Raw genomic sequence first — 21,819 nt, 5'->3', positions numbered from 1 at the left:
TAAAACCGATTACCCAAAAGCCGCGTGAAAACGGCTTTTGGGTAATGGGTTCTTCAAGAGAATGGTTCCGAACCGGCTCATCTAGGCAATCCGGCCTGATCGATCCGGGATGTGGAACGAGATTGATGATACCCATTGATCGACGGGGTCGACTGGCCATCGGTTCCCGTCCGTTGCAGGCCCGGATGCAATTTTAAAGGAGCGACGATGGCTCAGACCCTTTCGTTTAACGGTCGCAGGCGCGTACGCAAGTTTTTCGGCAAAATTCCAGAAGTAGCGGAAATGCCGAACCTCATCGAGGTTCAGAAGGCTTCGTACGACCAGTTTCTCATGGTTGACGAGCCCAAGGGTGGCCGTCCCGACGAGGGATTGAATGCCGTTTTCAAATCCGTATTCCCGATCACCGACTTTTCCGGTGCTTCGATGCTCGAATTCGTATCCTACGAATTCGAAGCGCCGAAGTTCGACGTCGAGGAATGCCGTCAGCGCGACCTGACCTATGCAGCGCCGCTCAAGGTGACGCTGCGTCTCATCGTATTCGATATCGATGAAGATACAGGCGCGAAGTCCATCAAGGACATCAAGGAACAGTCCGTTTACATGGGCGATATGCCGCTCATGACCAACAACGGTACGTTCATCGTCAACGGCACCGAGCGCGTCATCGTTTCGCAGATGCACCGTTCGCCGGGCGTATTCTTCGACCACGACAAGGGCAAGAGCCATTCGTCCGGCAAGCTGTTGTTCGCTGCACGCGTCATTCCTTACCGCGGTTCGTGGCTCGACATCGAGTTCGACGCGAAGGACATCGTCTATGCGCGTATCGACCGCCGCCGCAAGATTCCTGCGACGTCGCTTCTGATGGCGCTTGGAATGGACGGCGAAGAAATTCTGTCGACCTTCTACACCAAGGCTTCTTACGAGCGTGACGGTGACGGCTGGCGCATTCCGTTCCAGCCTGAAGCACTGAAGAACGCCAAGGTCATCACCGACATGATCGACGCCGACACCGGCGAAGTCGTTGTCGAAGGTGGCAAGAAGCTTACCCCGCGCCTTATCCGCCAGCTCACCGAAAAGGGCCTCAAGGCTCTGAAGGCGACGGATGACGATCTGTACGGCAACTACCTCGCCGAAGACATCGTCAACTACTCGACGGGCGAGATCTATCTCGAAGCAGGCGACGAAATCGACGAGAAGACGCTCGGCATCATTCTTGCTGCTGGCTTCGACGAGATTCCTGTTCTCAACATCGACCACGTCAACGTTGGTGCGTACATCCGCAACACGTTGTCTGCAGACAAGAACGAGAACCGCCAGGAAGCTCTGTTCGACATCTATCGCGTCATGCGTCCGGGTGAACCGCCGACCATGGATTCGGCTGAAGCGATGTTCAACTCGCTGTTCTTCGACGCAGAGCGTTACGATCTGTCGGCCGTTGGCCGCGTGAAGATGAACATGCGTCTCGACCTCGACGCGGAAGACACCGTGCGCACGCTGCGCAAGGAAGACATCCTCGCTGTCGTCAAGATGCTGGTCGAACTGCGTGACGGCAAGGGCGAAATCGACGACATCGACAACCTCGGCAACCGCCGTGTTCGTTCTGTCGGCGAGCTGATGGAAAACCAGTACCGCCTCGGCCTTCTGCGCATGGAGCGTGCGATCAAGGAACGCATGTCCTCGATCGAAATCGACACCGTGATGCCGCAGGACCTGATCAACGCGAAGCCGGCTGCTGCCGCTGTTCGCGAATTCTTCGGTTCCTCGCAGCTTTCGCAGTTCATGGACCAGGTGAACCCGCTTTCGGAAATCACCCACAAGCGTCGTCTTTCGGCTCTTGGACCGGGCGGTCTGACCCGCGAGCGCGCCGGCTTCGAAGTCCGCGACGTTCACCCGACCCACTACGGCCGTATTTGCCCGATCGAAACGCCGGAAGGCCCGAACATCGGTCTGATCAACAGCCTTGCAACCTTTGCCCGCGTCAATAAGTACGGCTTCATCGAATCCCCGTACCGCAAGATCGTTGACGGCAAGGTCACCAACGACGTGATCTACCTCTCCGCTATGGAAGAGGCGAAGTATTACGTTGCGCAGGCTAACGCGCCGCTTAACGAAGATGGCTCCTTCTCGGAAGAGTTCGTTGTTTGCCGTCACTCGGGCGAAGTTATGCTCGCACCGCGCGACAACATCAACCTGATGGACGTTTCGCCGAAGCAGCTCGTTTCGGTCGCGGCGGCTCTCATTCCGTTCCTGGAAAACGACGACGCCAACCGCGCTCTCATGGGCTCGAACATGCAGCGTCAGGCCGTTCCGCTTCTTCGCGCCGAGGCACCGTTCGTCGGTACCGGCATGGAGCCGATCGTTGCCCGCGACTCCGGTGCTGCCATTGCAGCTCGTCGTGGCGGCGTTGTCGATCAGGTGGATGCGACCCGTATCGTTATCCGCGCGACGGAAGACCTTGATGCCGGCAAGTCTGGCGTTGACATCTACCGTCTGCAGAAGTTCCAGCGTTCGAACCAGAACACCTGCGTCAACCAGCGTCCGCTGGTGTCCGTCGGCGACATCATCTCCAAGGGTGATATCATCGCAGACGGTCCGTCGACCGACCTCGGTGACCTGGCTCTCGGCCGTAACGCGCTCGTCGCGTTCATGCCCTGGAATGGTTACAACTACGAAGACTCGATCCTGATGTCGGAGCGTATCGTTTCCGACGACGTGTTCACCTCCATCCACATCGAAGAATTCGAAGTGATGGCACGTGACACGAAGCTTGGTCCAGAAGAAATCACGCGCGACATCCCGAACGTTTCGGAAGAAGCGCTGAAGAACCTCGACGAAGCCGGTATCGTTTACATCGGTGCGGAAGTTCAGCCGGGCGACATTCTCGTCGGCAAGATCACGCCGAAGGGCGAAAGCCCGATGACGCCGGAAGAAAAGCTTCTGCGTGCCATCTTCGGTGAAAAGGCTTCCGACGTTCGCGACACGTCCATGCGCATGCCTCCGGGCACGTTCGGTACGGTCGTTGAAGTCCGCGTGTTCAACCGTCACGGCGTCGAAAAAGACGAACGTGCGATGGCAATCGAGCGCGAGGAAATCGAACGTCTGGCAAAGGACCGCGATGACGAGCAGGCCATTCTGGACCGCAACGTCTACGGTCGCCTGATCGACATGCTGCGTGGTCAGGTGTCGATTGCCGGTCCGAAGGGCTTCAAGAAGGGTGTTGAGCTTTCCAACGCCGTCGTCTCCGAATACCCCCGCTCGCAGTGGTGGATGTTCGCAGTCGAAGACGAGAAGGTTCAGTCCGAGATCGAAGCTCTGCGTGGTCAGTACGACGAATCCAAGTCGCGCCTTGAACAGCGCTTCATGGACAAGGTCGAGAAGGTCCAGCGCGGCGACGAAATGCCTCCGGGCGTCATGAAGATGGTCAAAGTCTTCGTTGCTGTTAAGCGCAAGATCCAGCCAGGCGACAAGATGGCCGGCCGTCACGGTAACAAGGGTGTCGTATCGCGCATCGTTCCGGTCGAGGACATGCCGTTCCTCGAAGACGGTACGCACGTCGACATCTGCTTGAACCCGCTCGGCGTGCCTTCGCGTATGAACGTCGGCCAGATTCTCGAGACGCACCTCGCATGGGCTTGCGCCGGTATGGGCAAGAAGATCGGCGAGATGCTCGAAGAGTATCGCAAGACGATGGACATCAGCGAACTTCGTTCGGAACTGACCGAGATCTATGCGAGTGAATCGCATGATGAGGTACAGCGTTTCGACGACGAGTCCCTGGTGAAGCTTGCCGAAGAAGCCAAGCGTGGCGTTTCGATCGCTACGCCTGTTTTCGACGGTGCGCATGAGCCTGACGTTGCTGCGATGCTGAAGAAGGCTGGTCTGCACGAGTCTGGTCAGTCCGTTCTTTACGACGGACGTACGGGTGAGCCCTTCGACCGCAAGGTCACTGTTGGCTACATGTACATGATCAAGCTGAACCACCTTGTCGACGACAAGATCCATGCTCGCTCGATCGGTCCTTACTCGCTCGTTACCCAGCAGCCGCTGGGCGGCAAGGCGCAGTTCGGCGGACAGCGTTTCGGGGAAATGGAAGTCTGGGCACTGGAAGCTTACGGCGCAGCCTACACGCTTCAGGAAATGCTCACTGTCAAGTCGGACGACGTGGCGGGCCGCACCAAGGTTTATGAAGCAATCGTCCGTGGCGACGACACCTTCGAGGCCGGTATTCCAGAGAGCTTCAACGTTCTCGTCAAGGAAATGCGCTCGCTCGGTCTTTCGGTCGAATTGGAGAACTCCAAGATCGACGCGGCTCAGGCAGGCGATCAGCTCCCCGACGCGGCGGAATAAAGATGACAGCGGCGGGCGCCTGAAAATGGCGCCTGCCGGTTTTCCCCGCGGGGCCGAACCGCGATGGGAAACTTTCGCCGCATTCTGCGGTTAAACCGTATTTATGGCTCTGGACGGTGTTACCGGGAAATACCGGTCCAGATGCAAACAGGGGCAGCAGCTAGCCTCTCAAGGAGACAAGGCATGAACCAAGAGGTCATGAATCTTTTCAATCCTCAGATGCCCGCGCAGCATTTCGATTCCATTCGGATTTCGATCGCTAGCCCGGAGAAGATTCTCTCCTGGTCCTACGGCGAAATCAAAAAGCCGGAGACCATCAACTACCGTACGTTCAAGCCGGAACGTGACGGTTTGTTCTGCGCACGCATCTTCGGACCGATCAAGGACTACGAGTGCCTGTGCGGCAAGTACAAGCGCATGAAGTACAAGGGCATCATCTGCGAAAAGTGCGGCGTTGAAGTTACGCTGTCGCGCGTTCGCCGTGAGCGCATGGGCCATATCGAGCTCGCAGCGCCGGTTGCCCACATCTGGTTCCTGAAGTCGCTTCCTTCGCGTATCTCGACGTTGCTCGACATGACGCTGAAGGATGTCGAACGCGTTCTGTATTTCGAAAACTACATCGTCACCGAACCGGGCCTGACCTCACTCAAGCAGAACCAGCTTCTGTCTGAAGAAGAGTACATGATCGCCGTTGACGAGTTCGGCGAAGACCAGTTCACCGCCATGATCGGCGCTGAAGCTGTCTACGAAATGCTTGCGTCGATGAACCTCGAAAAGATCGCTGGCGATCTGCGTTCCGAGCTTGCCGAGACCACCTCGGACCTCAAGCAGAAGAAGCTGATGAAGCGCCTGAAGATCGTCGAGAACTTCATGGAATCGGGCAATCGTCCCGAGTGGATGATCATGAAGGTCGTTCCGGTCATTCCTCCGGACCTGCGTCCGCTGGTTCCGCTCGACGGCGGCCGTTTCGCGACGTCGGATCTGAACGATCTGTACCGCCGTGTGATCAACCGTAACAACCGTCTGAAGCGTCTGATCGAGCTTCGCGCGCCTGGCATCATCATCCGCAACGAAAAGCGTATGTTGCAGGAATCCGTTGACGCGCTGTTTGACAACGGCCGTCGCGGTCGCGTCATCACGGGTGCCAACAAGCGTCCGCTTAAGTCGCTCTCCGACATGCTCAAGGGCAAGCAGGGCCGCTTCCGTCAGAACCTTCTCGGTAAGCGCGTCGACTATTCCGGTCGTTCGGTTATCGTGACGGGTCCGGAACTGAAGCTGCACCAGTGCGGCCTGCCGAAGAAGATGGCGCTCGAGCTGTTCAAGCCGTTCATCTATGCCCGCCTCGACGCGAAGGGTTACTCCTCGACCGTCAAGCAGGCCAAGAAGCTGGTTGAAAAGGAAAAGCCGGAAGTGTGGGATATCCTCGACGAGGTTATCCGCGAGCATCCGGTCCTTCTGAACCGCGCACCGACGCTGCACCGTCTGGGTATCCAGGCTTTCGAACCCACGCTGGTCGAAGGCAAGGCAATCCAGTTGCACCCGCTCGTCTGCACGGCCTTCAACGCCGACTTCGACGGTGACCAGATGGCTGTTCACGTCCCGCTCTCGCTGGAAGCCCAGCTTGAAGCGCGCGTGCTGATGATGTCGACCAACAACATTCTGCATCCGGCAAACGGTCAGCCGATCATCGTTCCTTCGCAGGACATGGTTCTCGGCCTGTACTACCTGTCGATCCTGAACCAGAACGAGCCGGGCGAAGGCATGGCCTTCTCCGACATGGGCGAACTGCACCATGCTCTGGAAAACAAGGTCGTCACGCTGCATGCCAAGATCCGCGGCCGCTTCAAGTCTGTCGATCTCGACGGCAACCCGGTTTCGAAGATCTACGAAACGACGCCAGGTCGCATGATCATCGGCGAACTGCTGCCGAAGAACGGCAACATTCCGTTCGACATCTGCAACCAGGAAATGACCAAGAAGAACATCTCCAAGATGATCGACACGGTCTACCGTCATTGCGGCCAGAAAGACACGGTCATCTTCTGCGACCGTATCATGCAGCTCGGTTTTGCTCATGCTTGCCGCGCCGGCATTTCGTTCGGCAAGGACGACATGATCATTCCTGAAACCAAGGCGAAGATCGTCGGTGATACCGAAACCCTGGTGAAGGAATACGAACAGCAGTACAACGACGGCCTGATCACTCAGGGCGAGAAGTACAACAAGGTCGTTGACGCCTGGGGTAAGGCTACCGAAAAGGTCGCGGAAGACATGATGGCCCGTATTAAGGCTGTCGAGTTCGATGCCGAGACCGGTCGCCAGAAGCCGATGAACGCCATCTACATGATGAGCCACTCGGGTGCCCGTGGTTCTCCGAACCAGATGCGTCAGCTCGGCGGTATGCGCGGCCTGATGGCCAAGCCGTCGGGTGAAATCATCGAGACGCCGATCATCTCGAACTTCAAGGAAGGCCTGACCGTTAACGAGTACTTCAACTCGACTCACGGTGCCCGTAAGGGTCTGGCAGACACCGCCTTGAAGACCGCGAACTCCGGTTACCTGACCCGTCGTCTCGTCGACGTGGCACAGGACTGCATCGTCAACTCCAGGGATTGCGGTACCGAAACGGGCCTCACCATGACTGCCATCGTCGATGCTGGTCAGGTTGTTGCTTCGCTTGGCGCACGTATCCTCGGCCGTACGGCTCTGGACGATATCGATCATCCGGTTTCCGGCGAAAACCTCGTCAAGGCGGGTACGCTTATCGATGAAGCCGATGTGGCCGTTATCGAGAAGGCGGGCATCCAGTCCGTTCGCATCCGTTCGGCTCTGACCTGCGAAGTGCAGGTTGGCGTTTGCGGCGTCTGCTACGGTCGTGACCTTGCACGTGGTACGCCTGTCAACATGGGTGAAGCCGTTGGCGTTATCGCCGCACAGTCGATCGGTGAACCGGGCACGCAGCTTACCATGCGTACCTTCCACCTTGGCGGTACGGCAAACGTTGTTGACCAGTCATTCCTCGAAGCCTCTTACGAGGGCACGATTGCGATCAAGAACCGCAACATCCTGCGCAACTCCGAAGGCACCCTCATTGCAATGGGCCGTAACATGGCGGTCACCATTCTCGATGAGCGTGGTCAGGAGCGCTCCTCGCAGCGCGTTGCCTACGGTTCGAAGATCTTCGTTGACGACGGCGACAAGGTTAAGCGCGGTCAGCGTCTTGCAGAGTGGGACCCCTACACCCGTCCAATGATGACGGAAGTGGAAGGTACTGTTCACTTCGAAGACCTGGTCGACGGCCTTTCCGTTCTGGAAGCGACCGACGAGTCCACCGGTATCACCAAGCGTCAGGTTATCGACTGGCGTTCGACACCGCGCGGTTCGGACCTCAAGCCTGCGATCGTCATCAAGGACGCTTCCGGTGCTGTTGCGAAGCTCTCCCGTGGTGGTGAAGCCCGCTTCCAGCTCTCGGTTGACGCCATCCTGTCGGTCGAGCCGGGTGCGAAGGTTTCGCAGGGTGACGTGCTTGCACGTTCGCCGCTCGAAAGCGCGAAGACGAAGGACATCACCGGTGGTCTGCCGCGCGTTGCCGAACTCTTCGAAGCGCGTCGTCCGAAGGATCACGCTATCATCGCTGAAATCGATGGTACGATCCGCCTCGGCCGCGACTACAAGAACAAGCGCCGCGTGATGATCGAGCCTGCTGAAGACGGTGTTGAAGCCGTTGAATACCTGATCCCGAAGGGCAAGCCCTTCCATCTTCAGGAAGGCGACTACATCGAAAAGGGTGAGTACATCCTCGACGGCAATCCTGCGCCGCACGACATTCTGGCGATCAAGGGCGTGGAAGCACTCGCTTCCTACCTCGTGAACGAAATCCAGGAAGTCTACCGTCTGCAGGGCGTTATCATCAACGACAAGCACATCGAGGTGATCGTTCGCCAGATGCTGCAGAAGGTGGAAATCACCGACGCTGGCGACAGCCAGTACATCGTTGGCGACAATGTCGACCGTATCGAGCTCGACGACATGAACGATCGTCTGATCGAAGAGGGCAAGAAGCCGGCTTACGGCGATCCTGTTCTTCTCGGTATCACCAAGGCATCGCTGCAGACGCCGTCCTTCATCTCGGCCGCATCGTTCCAGGAGACCACAAAGGTTCTCACGGAAGCTGCGATCGCCGGCAAGACGGACACGTTGCAGGGTCTCAAGGAAAACGTCATCGTCGGTCGCCTTATCCCGGCCGGTACCGGCGGCACCATGACGCAGATCCGCCGCATCGCGACTTCGCGCGACGACCTCATTCTCGAGGAGCGCCGCAAGGGTACCGGTGCAGGATCTGCGACGCAGATGCTGCAGGACATGACCGATCAGGCTCCGGCAGCCGAATAAGGCAGCCGGGCGGGGGCCTCGAAAGAGGCCCTAGTCATCTCAGATACAAAAAACGCCCGGAGCGATCCGGGCGTTTTTTATTGGACTGGTGATCTCAAGTGGTCTTTGCGTTGCGCCAAGCGGTCATCGCTGCGGCGATGCCGCCGCGGAAGGTCACGCGAAGCGGATGATCGCAACTTCGCCTTCCAGCGCGCCCTGATAGGCGGAGGCGTGCGGCTCCTCGTCCGGGATCTCGGTCAGCATGCCGATCTGGTCGAGGTCAGCCTCGATGAAGCCTTCTTCGGAGAGCGCGTTCAGTGTCTCGCGCACGGCGGTATCGTCGTCAGGAGCCTTCAGGATGACATGGATGTCGATCCCTTCGGAACCTTCCTGTTCGTAGGCTTTGCCAATGACGATGAAGACCATGGGCTCATCGCGTCCGTTGTCGTTGTCTGGAGAAGTATTCATGACGCGATTCCTTGATCTCAAGTTGTAAAATGGTGCGACCGATCGGGAATCGGTCCCTTGTCGTGCTGCCGCTTTTCCAGCGGAGCACGGGGAATCAATAGACCGATTTTATGAAAAGCCAAAGGCCGCGTGCGAAATTCACAGCAAGCGGCGGCGACATGTGTTAAAACGGGGATGAAATGGCCTGATGGCTGGCGTTAAGCCCCGATGCCAAAGGGCAATGTGCGGATTCACCCTTGACGAAAGCTGGCTAAAACAGTAGTACGCCCGCCATCGGAGCCTCTGTCTGTGCTGGCCGTCAGGGAATATTTTCCCTGAAGTTCATCTCAAACAGGTCTTCATCGCACGTAGAAGACACGAATGTTGCACGCACGACACCTTTGAGGTTGTCCTCTGCTCTTGGTGGTCCATCCGTGAAAGCGGATCGGGCCACGTTTTGCGCATGAGGATATATGCGTGCTTCGTCGCCGGCAACGGCATAACCGCCACCCGCAAGGGTGGCTAAAGTAGTTTTTGCAAGGGATGGTTATATGCCTACCGTAAACCAGCTTATCCGCAAGCCTCGCCAGGCACAGGTAAAGCGCAACAAGGTTCCTGCTCTTCAGGAAAACCCACAGAAGCGTGGCGTTTGCACCCGCGTTTACACGACGACCCCGAAGAAGCCGAACTCGGCTCTGCGTAAGGTTGCCAAGATCCGCCTCACCAACGGCTTCGAAGTCATCGGCTACATTCCTGGAGAAGGTCACAACCTTCAGGAACACTCTGTCGTCATGATCCGCGGCGGCCGCGTAAAGGACTTGCCAGGTGTTCGTTACCACATCATCCGTGGTGTTCTCGATACCCAGGGCGTCAAGAACCGCAAGCAGCGCCGTTCGAAGTACGGTGCGAAGCGTCCGAAGTAATTCGGTTTAAACAGATTCCGGCGCTGCGCGAGGTTCTCCGCGTGGTAAAGCGCCATAACAGTTGAGAGACAAAGAATATGTCCCGTCGCCATAGTGCAGAAAAGCGTGAGATCAACCCGGACCCGAAGTTCGGCGATCTGGTCGTCACCAAGTTCATGAATGCCATCATGCTTCATGGCAAGAAGTCCGTTGCTGAAAGCATCGTTTACGGCGCGTTCGACGTCGTTCAGGGCAAGACGAAGCAGGAGCCGCTTGGCGTGTTCCACTCCGCGCTCGATAACGTTGCTCCGCACGTTGAAGTCCGTTCGCGCCGCGTTGGTGGTGCAACGTACCAGGTTCCGGTCGACGTTCGTCCTGAGCGCCGCCAGGCTCTTGCTATCCGCTGGCTGATCGCTGCTGCGCGCAAGCGCAACGAAACGACCATGGTCGATCGCCTTTCCGGCGAACTCATGGACGCTGCGAACAACCGCGGTTCCGCTGTCAAGAAGCGCGAAGACACGCACAAGATGGCTGACGCCAACCGCGCATTCTCGCATTACCGCTGGTAATCTCACCGGTCGAATATCGAAAGGCAGTCCCTTATGGCTCGCGAATATAAAATCGAAGACTACCGCAATTTCGGTATCATGGCGCATATCGACGCCGGCAAGACGACGACCACCGAGCGTATTCTTTATTACACCGGTAAGTCGCACAAGATCGGCGAAGTTCACGATGGCGCAGCCACGATGGACTGGATGGAGCAGGAGCAGGAGCGTGGTATCACCATCACCTCCGCTGCTACGACGACCTTCTGGAAGGGTCGCGATGGCAAGATGCGCCGTTTCAACATCATCGACACCCCCGGCCACGTTGACTTCACGATTGAAGTCGAACGTTCGCTGCGCGTTCTCGACGGTGCGATCGCTCTTCTCGACGCCAACGCCGGTGTTGAGCCGCAGACGGAAACCGTCTGGCGTCAGGCTGAGAAGTACAACGTTCCGCGTATGATCTTCTGCAACAAGATGGACAAGACCGGTGCTGATTTCTACCGCTCGGTAGAAATGATCAAGACCCGTCTCGGCGCTATTGCAGTTGTCATGCAGCTCCCGATCGGTGCAGAATCTGAATTCAAGGGCGTCATCGATCTGATCGAGATGAACGCACTCATCTGGCGCGACGAATCGCTCGGCGCTCAGTGGGATGTCGTTGAAATCCCGGAAGACATGAAGGCCAAGGCTGAAGAATATCGCGAAAAGCTGATCGAGACTGTTGTCGAGATCGACGAAGAAGCGATGGAAGCCTACCTGAACGGCGACATGCCGGACAACGACAAGATTCGCGAACTCGTTCGTCGCGGTACCATCGACGTGAAGTTCCACCCGATGTTCTGCGGCACCGCATTCAAGAACAAGGGCGTTCAGCCGCTTCTCGACGCTGTTGTCGACTACCTGCCTTCTCCGCTGGACATTCCGGCGATCAAGGGTATCGACTTCAAGACGGAAGCCGAAATCGAGCGTCACGCTGACGATTCCGAGCCGCTTTCCATGCTCGCGTTCAAGATCATGAACGACCCCTTCGTCGGTTCGCTGACCTTCGCACGTATCTACTCAGGCAAGCTCGAAAAGGGTACGTCTGTCATCAACACGGTCAAGGACAAGCGCGAGCGCGTCGGCCGCATGCTGCAGATGCACTCCAACTCGCGTGAAGACATCGAAGAAGCCTTCGCTGGCGACATCGTTGCTCTGGCCGGCCTCAAGGAAACCACCACTGGCGATACGCTCTGCGATCCGCTGAAGCCGGTTATCCTCGAGCGCATGGAATTCCCTGAGCCGGTCATCCAGATCGCTATCGAGCCGAAGACCAAGGGCGACCAGGAAAAGATGGGCCTCGCGCTTAACCGCCTGGCTGCTGAAGATCCTTCGTTCCGCGTCAAGACAGACGATGAATCCGGTCAGACGATCATTGCCGGCATGGGCGAACTTCACCTCGACATTCTCGTTGACCGTATGCGTCGCGAGTTCAAGGTTGAAGCTACCGTTGGTGCTCCGCAGGTCGCTTACCGCGAAACCATCACCAAGGCGCACGAAGAAGACTACACGCACAAGAAGCAGTCCGGTGGTACCGGTCAGTTCGCTCGCGTGAAGATCCTGTTCGAACCGAACCCAGAAGGCGAAGACTTCAAGTTCGAGTCGAAGATCGTTGGTGGTGCTGTTCCGAAGGAATACATCCCGGGCGTTCAGAAGGGTATCGAAAGCGTTCTGTCTTCCGGTCCTCTGGCTGGCTTCCCGATGCTCGGCGTCAAGGCAACCCTGTTCGACGGCGCGTTCCACGATGTCGACTCGTCGGTTCTGGCGTTCGAAATCGCATCGCGTGCCTGCTTCCGTGAAGCAGCAAAGAAGGCTGGTGCACAGCTTCTCGAGCCGATGATGAAGGTTGAAGTCGTTACCCCTGAAGATTACGTCGGTGACGTGATCGGCGATCTGAACTCGCGTCGCGGTCAGATCCAGGGTCAGGAAAGCCGTGGTATTGCCGTTGTTATCAACGCGCACGTTCCGCTGGCCAACATGTTCAAGTACGTCGACAACCTGCGTTCCATGTCTCAGGGTCGTGCACAGTACTCGATGACGTTCGATCACTATTCGCCGGTTCCAAGCAACGTTGCTGCTGAAATCCAGGCAAAGTACTCCGGTCAGAAGTGACCGGGGTACTCCCCAAACGAGATTTGAAGTTTATTCCCCCTCAGGGATAAGTATGGAGAGCCACTAATGGCAAAGAGCAAGTTTGAGCGCAATAAGCCGCACGTCAACATTGGCACGATCGGTCACGTTGACCATGGCAAGACGTCGCTGACGGCAGCAATCACGAAGTTCTTCGGCGAGTTCAAGGCGTACGACCAGATCGACGCAGCTCCTGAAGAAAAGGCTCGTGGTATCACGATTTCGACGGCGCACGTTGAGTACGAGACGGCTAACCGTCACTACGCCCACGTTGACTGCCCCGGCCACGCCGACTACGTGAAGAACATGATCACCGGTGCTGCCCAGATGGACGGCGCGATCCTGGTTTGCTCGGCTGCTGACGGCCCGATGCCGCAGACCCGCGAGCACATCCTGCTTGCTCGTCAGGTTGGCGTTCCGGCGATCGTTGTGTTCCTCAACAAGGTTGACCAGGTTGACGACGCAGAACTTCTCGAGCTCGTCGAGCTTGAAGTTCGCGAACTGCTGTCGTCCTACGACTTCCCGGGCGACGACATTCCGATCGTCAAGGGTTCTGCACTTGCAGCTCTCGAAGATTCCAACAAGGAAATCGGCGAGAACGCAATCCGCAAGCTGATGGACGAAGTTGACGCGTACATCCCGACGCCTGAGCGTCCGATCGACCAGCCGTTCCTGATGCCGATCGAAGACGTGTTCTCGATCTCTGGTCGTGGTACGGTTGTTACGGGCCGCGTTGAGCGTGGTATCGTCAAGGTTGGTGAAGAAGTTGAGATCGTCGGCATCCGCGCGACGTCGAAGACGACTGTTACCGGCGTTGAAATGTTCCGCAAGCTGCTCGATCAGGGCCAGGCTGGCGACAACATCGGTGCACTGGTTCGCGGCGTACAGCGTGATGGCGTTGAGCGTGGTCAGATCCTGTGCAAGCCGGGCTCTGTCAAGCCGCACAAGAAGTTCATGGCTGAAGCCTACATCCTGACGAAGGAAGAAGGCGGCCGTCATACGCCGTTCTTCACGAACTACCGTCCGCAGTTCTACTTCCGTACGACTGACGTTACCGGTATCGTTTCGCTTCCAGAAGGCACGGAAATGGTTATGCCTGGCGACAACGTCACGGTTGAAGTTGAGCTGATCGTTCCGATCGCGATGGAAGAAAAGCTGCGCTTCGCTATCCGCGAAGGCGGCCGTACCGTCGGCGCCGGCATCGTTGCCTCGATCATCGAGTAATTTCTCGATCTGAAAATACTGGCCGACGGCGGTGCGATAAGCACCGCCGTCGGGCTTTTGGTAAAAAGCGTGACGGCGTAGCACTTTTAGTGCTTGAAAAATTCGGTGAAAGCGCGTAAACGCGCACTCACACTCACCGCTGGATTCGCAAGCGATTGCGAAGCGCGGTGATTTTAGCAATACAGACTACCGAAATGATTGGCTGGCCCCTGGGGCAGTCCTCTCGATTTTTGAAAATCTGCGGCGCCACGATTAATAGAAGTTCATGTGTTTCTGCGTGCAGAAACGAATAACAAAGAACAAGGACAAGACGAATGAACGGCCAGAATATCCGTATCCGCCTCAAGGCGTTCGATCACCGGATCCTCGATGCCTCTACCCGTGAAATCGTGTCGACCGCAAAGCGCACCGGCGCCAGCGTTCGCGGCCCGGTTCCGCTTCCAACCCGCATCGAAAAGTTTACCGTCAACCGCTCTCCTCACGTTGATAAGAAGAGCCGTGAACAGTTCGAAATGCGGACGCACAAGCGTCTTCTCGATATCGTTGACCCCACCCCGCAGACTGTTGATGCTTTGATGAAGCTCGACCTCGCTGCTGGCGTTGACGTGGAAATCAAGCTCTAAGACCCGGCCTGACCTCACTCGAGTGAGGGCCGAAATAACAAGGAAGGTACGTGGAGCAATCCAACGGCTTCCAAACCGGAGACCGGAAACGTCGTGAGATGTCGAAGGGAACTCCTTAACAAAGGCCAGAGAGGGTTTTCCCTTCAAGGCTCGCAAGAGGATGAACCAATGCGTTCAGGTGTGATTGCACAGAAAGTGGGAATGACCCGCGTCTATAACGACGCTGGTGAGCATATTCCCGTAACAGTTCTGCGTCTGGATAACGTACAAGTCGTTGCCCAGCGCACGGAAGACAAGAATGGCTATACCGCAGTTCAGCTCGGTGCAGGCCAGTCCAAGGTCAAAAATACAACGAAGGCGCTCCGCGGCCATTTCGCTGCTGCCAACGTTGAGCCGAAAGCAAAGCTCGTCGAGTTCCGGGTTTCCCCCGAGAACCTGATCGACATCGGTGCATCACTGACCGCAAATCATTTTCAGGCCGGCCAGCTGGTCGACGTCACTGGTACGACGATCGGTAAGGGTTTCGCCGGTGCGATGAAGCGCCACAACTTCGGTGGTGGCCGCGCTTCGCACGGTAACTCGATCTCGCACCGTGCACACGGTTCGACCGGTTCCAACCAGGATCCGGGCCGCGTCTGGAAGGGCAAGCGCATGGCTGGTCACATGGGCCAGACGCGCGTTACGACCCAGAACCTCGAAGTCGTTTCCACCGACGAAGACCGTGGTCTCATCCTCGTAAAGGGTGCAGTTCCCGGTTCCAAGGGTTCCTGGATCATCGTCCGCGACGCCGTCAAGTCGGCTGCGAAGTAAGGGAGCCTTATCAATGGAATTGAACGTCAAAACCCTCGAGGGAAAAGACGCCGGCAAGGTTTCCCTGTCGGACGAGATTTTCGGCCTCGACCCACGCCAGGACATTCTGGCCCGTATGGTTCGCTGGCAGCTTGCTAAGAAGCAGCAGGGAACCCACAAGTCCAAGACCCGTGCAGAAGTTTCCCGCACCGGTGCGAAGATGTACAAGCAGAAGGGTACGGGCCGCGCTCGTCACCATTCGGCTCGCGCTCCGCAGTTCCGCGGCGGCGGCAAGGCCCACGGCCCGGTCGTTCGTAGCCACGCTCATGACCTTCCGAAGAAGGTTCGTGCGCTTGCTCTGCGTCACGCCCTGTCTGCAAAGCTGAAGGCAGAAGAACTGATCATCATCGATCAGCTCGTTGCATCTGAAGCAAAGACCAAGGCCCTGCTCGGCAGCTTCGCTACGCTTGGCCTGACCAACGCTCTCGTTATCGGCGGCGCAGAACTTGATGGCAACTTCAAGCTCGCAGCTCAGAACATCCCGAATGTGGACGTTCTGCCGGTACAGGGCATCAATGTTTACGACATCCTGCGCCGTGGCAAGCTGGTGCTTTCCAAGGCTGCTGTAGAGGCTCTGGAGGAGCGGTTCAAATGACGGATCTTCGCCACTACGATGTGATCGTATCTCCTTCGATCACGGAAAAGTCGACGCTGGTATCCGAACAGAACCAGGTCGTATTCAATGTCGCCAAGGACGCTTCTAAGCCTGAAATCAAGGCTGCTGTTGAAGCTCTCTTCGGCGTCAAAGTCACGGCTGTGAACACGCTTATCCGCAAGGGTAAGACCCGTCGTTTCCGTGGGTTCGCCGGTAAGCTTAAGGACGTCAAGAAAGCCGTCGTTACGCTCGCCGAAGGTCAATCCATCGACGTGTCCACCGGACTCTAAAGGTTAGGCCCAAGCGGGCAAAGACCCAAAAGGGAACAATAAAATGGCATTGAAAAGTTTCAATCCGACCACGCCAAGCCAGCGCCAGCTGGTTATCGTGGACCGCGCTTCGCTCTACAAGGGCAAGCCGGTAAAGGCTCTTACCGAGGGCCTCAGCTCCAAGGGTGGCCGTAACAACCAGGGCCGGATCACCGTCCGGTTCCAGGGTGGCGGTCACAAGCGGACCTACCGTCTGGTAGACTTCAAGCGTCGTAAGTTCGACGTTGAAGGCACCGTTGAACGTCTGGAATACGACCCTAACCGCACCGCGTTCATCGCGCTGGTTACGTACGCAGACGGCGAACAGGCTTACATTCTCGCGCCACAGCGTCTTGCTGCTGGTGACAAGGTGATCGCCTCCGACAAGGCAGTGGACGTGAAGCCAGGCAACACCATGCCGCTTCAGTACATCCCGGTCGGTTCGATCATCCACAACGTCGAGATGAAGCCAGGCAAGGGCGGTCAGATCGCTCGCTCCGCCGGCACGTACGTTCAGCTCGTTGGTCGCGACGCCGGTATGGCGATCCTGCGTCTCAACTCTGGCGAACAGCGTCTGGTGCACGGCTCCTGCCTCGCATCGATCGGTGCTGTTTCGAACGCCGATCACGGCAACATCAACGACGGCAAGGCCGGTCGTTCTCGTTGGCGCGGCAAGCGTCCGCATGTTCGCGGCGTCGTCATGAACCCGGTCGACCACCCGCACGGTGGTGGTGAAGGTCGCACGTCGGGTGGTCGTCACCCGGTGACTCCGTGGGGTAAGCCCACGAAGGGCAAGCGCACCCGTTCGAACAAGTCGACCGACAAGTTCATCATGCGCTCGCGCCATCAGCGTAAGAAGTAAGAGAGGAAGTCACTAATGGCTCGTTCAGTATGGAAAGGTCCGTTTGTTGACGGCTATCTTCTCAAGAAAGCTGAGAAGGTGCGCGAAGGCGGACGTAACGAAGTAATCAAGATCTGGAGCCGTCGCTCCACGATCCTGCCGCAGTTCGTCGGTCTGACTTTCGGCGTATACAACGGCAGCAAGCATGTGCCCGTCTCTGTCAACGAAGACATGGTCGGCCACAAGTTCGGTGAATTCTCTCCGACCCGTACCTATTACGGTCACGGCGCGGACAAGAAGGCAAAGAGGAAGTAATCATGGCGAAGGCTAAGACCGAACGCCGGCTGAAGGACAACGAGGCTCAGGCCGTTGCCCGTACGCTTCGCGTCAGCCCCCAGAAACTGAACCTGGTTGCCGCTCTTATCCGTGGCAAGAAGGTTGATCGCGCTCTCGCTGAGCTCGAATTCTCCCGCAAGCGCATTGCAGGCACCGTCAAGAAGACGCTCGAATCTGCAATTGCCAATGCGGAAAACAACCATGATCTCGACGTCGACGCTCTCGTCGTCGCCGAGGCTTATGTTGGCAAGTCCATCACCATGAAGCGTTTCCACGCTCGTGGCCGTGGTCGTGCATCCCGCATTGAAAAGCCGTTCTCTCACCTCACGATCGTTGTTCGTGAAGTCGAGGAAAAAGGGGAGGCCGCATAATGGGTCAGAAAATCAATCCAATCGGCTTCCGCCTCGGCATCAACCGTACCTGGGACAGCCGCTGGTACGCTGACACCGCTGAATACGGCAAGCTGCTGCACGAAGACCTTGCTATCCGGGCTTACCTGGTCAAGGAACTCAAGCAGTCTGGTATTGCCAAGGTCGTCATCGAGCGCCCGCACAAGAAGTGCCGCGTGACCATTCACTCGGCTCGTCCGGGTCTGATCATCGGCAAGAAGGGTGCAGACATCGAAAAGCTTCGCAAGAAGCTTTCCGAGATGACCAACTCCGAAACGCACCTCAACATCGTTGAAGTGCGTAAGCCGGAAGTCGACGCAACCCTCGTTGCACAGTCGATCGCCCAGCAGCTCGAACGCCGCGTGGCTTTCCGCCGTGCGATGAAGCGTGCTGTTCAGTCCGCAATGCGTCTTGGCGCCGAAGGCATCAAGATCACCTGCGGTGGTCGTCTCGGTGGTGCCGAAATCGCTCGTACCGAATGGTACCGCGAAGGCCGCGTTCCGCTCCACACGCTGCGTGCGGACATCGACTACGGTACGGCTGAAGCCGAAACCGCATTCGGTATCTGCGGCATCAAGGTCTGGATCTTCAAGGGCGAAATCCTTGAGCACGATCCGATGGCTTCCGAGCGTCGTGCGCTCGAAGGCGATGCCCAGGGTCCGGCAAGCCGCGAGCGTGGCGATCGTTCCGATCGTCGTCGCGAAAACGCTTGATAAACGCTGGCGAAAGATAAGCTCGGAGAAGTAAGAAAATGTTGCAGCCAAAGCGTACTAAGTACCGCAAGCAGTTCAAGGGACGCATCAAAGGCGTCGCTAAGGGCGGCTTTGACCTGGCATTCGGTGAATTCGGCTTGAAGTCGCAGGAACCGAACCGCGTGAATGCACGCGAGATCGAAGCGGCCCGCCGCGCGATCACGCGTTACATGAAGCGCGCAGGTCGTGTTTGGATCCGTGTGTTCCCTGACGTTCCGGTTACGGCTAAGCCGACCGAAGTTCGTATGGGTAAGGGCAAGGGTTCGGTCGATTACTGGGCATGCAAGGTCAAGCCCGGTCGTATGATGTTCGAGATCGACGGTGTGTCCGAGGAGATCGCCCGCGAGGCGCTTCGTCTCGGCGCTGCCAAGCTCTCGGTGAAGACGCGCTTCGTACAGCGCATCGCAGAGTAAGGAGCAAGGCACATGAAAGCCGAAGACGTTCGCGGCCTCAGCGCCGATCAGCTCAAGGACAAGCTCGCTGACCTGAAGAAGGAGCAGTTCAACCTGCGCTTCCAGAAGGCAACCGGCCAGCTGGAAAAGTCCTCGCGCATCAACGAAGTCCGTAAGGACATCGCCCGCGTCAAAACCATTGCCCGCCAGAAGGCGGCAGAAGCCAAGGCCTAAGGGAAGAACAATATGCCCAAACGCATCCTGCAAGGCGTCGTCGTTTCCGACAAGAACGAGAAGACCGTAGTGGTCCGGGTTGAGCGTCGTTTCGCTCACCCGCTGCTCCAGAAGACCGTTCGCCGTTCGAAGAAGTACAAGGCGCACGACGAAAACAACCAGTACAAGGTCGGCGATGTCGTTTCCATCGAGGAATGCGCACCGATCTCCAAGGACAAGCGCTGGACGGTTGTATCTGCCCACGCTTAATTTCAACAGAATCGCGCCGACTCACTTGTATTCGGCGCGAAAATCTGTATGAAGCACCGCAAGGACGCTCGTGTCACGGGCGTCTTTTGCTTTGATGCGCACGGAAGGTCCTTCGGGAAACCACCCTGTCACGACTTTTCCGCGCAAACAAACAGATATTCATAAGCTGGGACAGGGGGCTTGCTCGTAAGAGTTTGCCCAACCGTTCCGGTAACAACAAGAAGGCGACCTGACATGATTCAGATGCAAACAAACCTCGACGTGGCGGATAATTCCGGCGCACGTCGTGTCATGTGCATCAAGGTGCTGGGCGGCTCGAAGCGCAAGTATGCTTCTGTTGGCGACATCATTGTCGTTTCCATCAAGGAAGCTATTCCGCGCGGCCGCGTCAAGAAGGGCGACGTGATGAAGGCGGTCGTAGTTCGTACCGCCAAGGACATCCGCCGCGCTGACGGCAGCGTCATCCGTTTCGATAACAACGCAGCAGTTCTTATCGATAACAAGAAAGAGCCGATCGGCACGCGTATCTTCGGACCGGTTCCGCGCGAACTCCGCGCTAAGAACCACATGAAGATCATCTCGCTGGCTCCGGAAGTACTGTAAGGAGCGAATGCGATGCAGAAAATTCGTAAAGGCGACAAGGTTGTCGTATTGACCGGTAAGGACAAGGGCCGCACCGGTGAAGTAATCCAGGTTTTGCCGAAGGAAGACCGGGCTGTCGTGAGTGGCGTTAACATGGTGAAGCGTCACCAGCGCCAGACCCAGAGCCAGGAAGCCGGCATCATCAACAAGGAAGCATCCTTGCACATCTCCAACATTGCCATTGCCGATAAGGATGGCAAGCCGACTCGCGTTGGCTTCAAGGTTGTAGAAGGCAAGAAGGTCCGTGTGGCCAAGCGTTCGGGAGAAGTCATCGATGGCTGAGACCAAGTACGAACCGCGTCTCAAGGCGGAATACGTTTCGCGTATCCGTGGCGCCATGCAGGAGAAGTTCTCCTACGCTAACGTTATGATGATCCCGAAGATCGACAAGATCGTCATCAACATGGGCGTTGGTGAAGCAACTGCTGACTCCAAGAAGCCTACGGTTGCTGCTGCTGATCTGGCCGCTATCGCTGGTCAGAAGCCGGTTGTTACCCGCGCTCGCAACTCCATCGCGGGCTTCAAGGTTCGCGAAGGCATGCCGATCGGTGCGAAGGTTACCCTTCGTGGCGCGCGCATGTACGAATTCCTTGATCGTCTGGTCAACATCGCGCTGCCGCGCGTTCGCGACTTCCGGGGCTTGAACCCGAAGAGCTTTGACGGCCGTGGCAACTTCGCCATGGGCATCAAGGAGCACATTGTGTTCCCTGAGATCAACTACGATAAGGTTGATCAGATGTGGGGCATGGACATCATCGTTTGCACGACGGCGACTTCGGACGACGAAGCACGGGCTCTTCTGACAGAGTTCAACTTCCCGTTCCGTCACTAACCGTAACGACGAGCGTAGAAAAGGAACTCCGATATGGCGAAAACAAGCGCAGTTGAAAAGAACAAGCGCCGCCGCAAGACAGTTGCCTCCCAGGCCGGCAAGCGCGCCGCCCTCAAGGCTATTGTCATGAACCAGTCCCTTCCGATCGAAGAGCGGTTCCAGGCCACCCTGAAGCTCGCTTCGCTGCCGCGTGACGGCTCGAAGACGCGTATCCGCAACCGCTGCGAAGTAACGGGCCGTCCGCGCGCGTTCTATCGCAAGCTCAAGATGTCGCGTATTGCGCTTCGTGAGCTGGGCAACTCGGGCAAGGTGCCTGGCGTTGTCAAGTCGAGCTGGTAAGGAGACGGGCACATGACCATGACTGATCCTTTGGGTGATATGCTCACCCGCATCCGCAATGGTGCTGCTCGCCGTAAGTCTTCGGTAAGCACTCCTGCCTCCAGCCTCCGCGCACGCGTTCTCGATGTGCTGCAGTCTGAAGGCTACATTCGCGGTTATTCCAAGGTCGATTTCGAAAACGGCAAGTCCGAATTCAACATCGAACTGAAGTACTACGAAGGCGCGTCCGTGATCCGTGAGATCGGCCGCGTTTCCAAGCCGGGCCGCCGAGTTTATGTCTCGGTTAAGTCCATTCCGCAGGTCGCGAACGGCCTCGGCATCACCATCCTTTCGACTCCGAAGGGCGTGATGGCCGATCACCAGGCTCGCGAACAGAACGTTGGTGGCGAGGTTCTTTGCTCGGTCTTCTAAGACCGCGCAAGGATCT

Annotated in this window: 23 protein-coding genes; 22 read left to right on the top strand and 1 reads right to left on the bottom strand. The window is 57.3% G+C overall.

Annotation, left to right across the window (positions count from 1 at the left end):
• Window positions 1-207: 207 nt before the first annotated feature.
• A complete protein-coding gene (gene rpoB, locus HWX89_RS19925) occupies window positions 208-4,347 on the top strand; it encodes a DNA-directed RNA polymerase subunit beta (RefSeq protein ID WP_138790884.1) in 4,140 nt (1,379 codons plus the stop codon).
• Between the two features lie 183 nt (window positions 4,348-4,530).
• Entirely contained in the window at window positions 4,531-8,739 is a 4,209-nt protein-coding gene (rpoC, locus tag HWX89_RS19920; protein ID WP_138790883.1) for a DNA-directed RNA polymerase subunit beta', read from the top strand.
• A 153-nt stretch (window positions 8,740-8,892) separates the two neighbouring features.
• Here the strand turns inward: rpoC and HWX89_RS19915 are convergent, their stop codons facing one another.
• The gene (locus tag HWX89_RS19915; RefSeq protein WP_138790882.1) at window positions 8,893-9,186 is read right to left on the bottom strand and encodes a transcriptional regulator; all 294 of its coding nucleotides are present in this window, start codon (window positions 9,184-9,186) and stop codon (window positions 8,893-8,895) included.
• 530 nt (window positions 9,187-9,716) lie between these two features.
• On the opposite strand from HWX89_RS19915, the gene rpsL reads away from it, so the two are divergent.
• The 20 genes from rpsL to rpsH all read left to right on the top strand — a co-directional run bounded on the left by rpsL (window position 9,717) and on the right by rpsH (window position 21,803).
• Complete coding sequence (gene rpsL / locus HWX89_RS19910; RefSeq protein WP_003507760.1) at window positions 9,717-10,088, top strand: 30S ribosomal protein S12; 372 nt, start codon at window positions 9,717-9,719, stop codon at window positions 10,086-10,088.
• Window positions 10,089-10,165: 77 nt separating this feature from the next.
• A complete protein-coding gene (gene rpsG / locus HWX89_RS19905; protein WP_138790881.1) occupies window positions 10,166-10,636 on the top strand; it encodes a 30S ribosomal protein S7 in 471 nt (156 codons plus the stop codon).
• 33 nt (window positions 10,637-10,669) lie between these two features.
• Complete coding sequence (fusA, locus tag HWX89_RS19900; protein ID WP_138790880.1) at window positions 10,670-12,769, top strand: elongation factor G; 2,100 nt, start codon at window positions 10,670-10,672, stop codon at window positions 12,767-12,769.
• Between the two features lie 66 nt (window positions 12,770-12,835).
• Window positions 12,836-14,011, top strand: a complete 1,176-nt coding sequence (gene tuf / locus HWX89_RS19895; protein WP_138790879.1) for an elongation factor Tu — start codon at window positions 12,836-12,838, stop codon at window positions 14,009-14,011.
• 314 nt (window positions 14,012-14,325) lie between these two features.
• Window positions 14,326-14,634 carry a 30S ribosomal protein S10 gene (rpsJ, locus tag HWX89_RS19890; RefSeq protein ID WP_003507767.1) on the top strand — a complete coding sequence of 103 codons (309 nt, stop codon included), beginning with the start codon at window positions 14,326-14,328 and terminating at the stop codon, window positions 14,632-14,634.
• A 168-nt stretch (window positions 14,635-14,802) separates the two neighbouring features.
• On the top strand, window positions 14,803-15,444 hold the full coding sequence (gene rplC / locus HWX89_RS19885; RefSeq protein WP_138790878.1) for a 50S ribosomal protein L3: 642 nt from the start codon (window positions 14,803-14,805) through the stop codon (window positions 15,442-15,444).
• Between the two features lie 13 nt (window positions 15,445-15,457).
• Window positions 15,458-16,078, top strand: a complete 621-nt coding sequence (gene rplD, locus HWX89_RS19880; RefSeq protein WP_138790877.1) for a 50S ribosomal protein L4 — start codon at window positions 15,458-15,460, stop codon at window positions 16,076-16,078.
• Window positions 16,075-16,368, top strand: coding sequence for a 50S ribosomal protein L23 (locus tag HWX89_RS19875; protein WP_063948592.1), 294 nt, complete (start codon window positions 16,075-16,077; stop codon window positions 16,366-16,368). Before rplD ends, HWX89_RS19875 begins: the two co-directional genes overlap by 4 nt.
• A 43-nt stretch (window positions 16,369-16,411) precedes the next feature.
• Window positions 16,412-17,248 (top strand): 50S ribosomal protein L2, encoded by an 837-nt coding sequence (rplB, locus tag HWX89_RS19870; protein ID WP_138790876.1) that lies wholly within the window; start codon window positions 16,412-16,414, stop codon window positions 17,246-17,248.
• Window positions 17,249-17,263: 15 nt separating this feature from the next.
• A complete protein-coding gene (gene rpsS, locus HWX89_RS19865; protein WP_075627127.1) occupies window positions 17,264-17,542 on the top strand; it encodes a 30S ribosomal protein S19 in 279 nt (92 codons plus the stop codon).
• Window positions 17,543-17,544: 2 nt separating this feature from the next.
• Window positions 17,545-17,934, top strand: a complete 390-nt coding sequence (gene rplV / locus HWX89_RS19860; RefSeq protein ID WP_065113658.1) for a 50S ribosomal protein L22 — start codon at window positions 17,545-17,547, stop codon at window positions 17,932-17,934.
• Complete coding sequence (gene rpsC, locus HWX89_RS19855; protein ID WP_138790875.1) at window positions 17,934-18,665, top strand: 30S ribosomal protein S3; 732 nt, start codon at window positions 17,934-17,936, stop codon at window positions 18,663-18,665. The genes rplV and rpsC overlap by 1 nt, the downstream gene beginning before the upstream one ends.
• A 38-nt stretch (window positions 18,666-18,703) precedes the next feature.
• Window positions 18,704-19,117 (top strand): 50S ribosomal protein L16, encoded by a 414-nt coding sequence (rplP, locus tag HWX89_RS19850; protein WP_003495190.1) that lies wholly within the window; start codon window positions 18,704-18,706, stop codon window positions 19,115-19,117.
• A 12-nt stretch (window positions 19,118-19,129) separates the two neighbouring features.
• A complete protein-coding gene (rpmC, locus tag HWX89_RS19845; protein WP_138790874.1) occupies window positions 19,130-19,330 on the top strand; it encodes a 50S ribosomal protein L29 in 201 nt (66 codons plus the stop codon).
• Window positions 19,331-19,342: 12 nt separating this feature from the next.
• Window positions 19,343-19,579 (top strand): 30S ribosomal protein S17, encoded by a 237-nt coding sequence (gene rpsQ, locus HWX89_RS19840; protein ID WP_045017083.1) that lies wholly within the window; start codon window positions 19,343-19,345, stop codon window positions 19,577-19,579.
• Window positions 19,580-19,813: 234 nt separating this feature from the next.
• Complete coding sequence (rplN, locus tag HWX89_RS19835) at window positions 19,814-20,182, top strand: 50S ribosomal protein L14 (RefSeq protein WP_003495199.1); 369 nt, start codon at window positions 19,814-19,816, stop codon at window positions 20,180-20,182.
• Between the two features lie 12 nt (window positions 20,183-20,194).
• Window positions 20,195-20,503 (top strand): 50S ribosomal protein L24, encoded by a 309-nt coding sequence (gene rplX, locus HWX89_RS19830; protein ID WP_138790873.1) that lies wholly within the window; start codon window positions 20,195-20,197, stop codon window positions 20,501-20,503.
• Window positions 20,496-21,053, top strand: coding sequence for a 50S ribosomal protein L5 (gene rplE / locus HWX89_RS19825; protein ID WP_138790872.1), 558 nt, complete (start codon window positions 20,496-20,498; stop codon window positions 21,051-21,053). Before rplX ends, rplE begins: the two co-directional genes overlap by 8 nt.
• Window positions 21,054-21,086: 33 nt before the next feature.
• On the top strand, window positions 21,087-21,392 hold the full coding sequence (gene rpsN / locus HWX89_RS19820) for a 30S ribosomal protein S14 (protein ID WP_138790871.1): 306 nt from the start codon (window positions 21,087-21,089) through the stop codon (window positions 21,390-21,392).
• A 12-nt stretch (window positions 21,393-21,404) separates the two neighbouring features.
• On the top strand, window positions 21,405-21,803 hold the full coding sequence (rpsH, locus tag HWX89_RS19815) for a 30S ribosomal protein S8 (RefSeq protein WP_138790870.1): 399 nt from the start codon (window positions 21,405-21,407) through the stop codon (window positions 21,801-21,803).
• Window positions 21,804-21,819: the final 16 nt, after the last annotated feature.

Origin of the sequence: Rhizobium sp. RM (genome assembly GCF_013390595.1) — a bacterium.
Taxonomy (GTDB): Bacteria; Pseudomonadota; Alphaproteobacteria; order Rhizobiales; family Rhizobiaceae; genus Agrobacterium.
Note: the sequence above shows the minus strand (reverse complement) of the source record. Positions and strands in the feature narration are given on the sequence as shown.